1 pseudogene is annotated in these 367 nt (G+C 46.9%); it reads right to left on the bottom strand.

The window, feature by feature from the left end:
• Window positions 1-367, bottom strand: a pseudogene (locus HMPREF2574_RS10635) (hypothetical protein); the annotation flags it as partial.

Raw genomic sequence — 367 nt, 5'->3', positions numbered from 1 at the left:
TGGTGTTACGTCAACAGAACCATCATTTTGAGGCGTGACGGTTGGAGCAGCTGGCTTAGTTGTTTCTGGGGTAGTTGGGTTGTTTTTGGCGTTACCAGTGGCTTCGTCGGAAGAGGTGTCACCCTTCTTATCTACAGCGGTTACGCTACTACCGTCTTTGACTTTCTTTGCTGGAATAGTGACTTTACCAGTGGTTTTATCAACGGTTACGCCTTCTGGAGCGTCGTCACCCTTCTTCCACTCACCGTTTTCTTTCTTAACAGTGAATTTGGTTGGGTTGGTGTTTTCACCTTCTGGCGTATAAGTGATTTCCAGACTATCAGTACCGTCTGCTGGTGTTACGTCAACAGAACCATCATTTTGAGGC

It is taken from the genome of Streptococcus sp. HMSC034E12 (assembly GCF_001835915.1).
Taxonomy (GTDB): domain Bacteria; phylum Bacillota; class Bacilli; order Lactobacillales; family Streptococcaceae; genus Streptococcus; species Streptococcus vaginalis.
The sequence above is the reverse complement of the archived record's forward strand: the minus strand, read 5'-3'. Positions and strand labels throughout refer to the sequence as shown.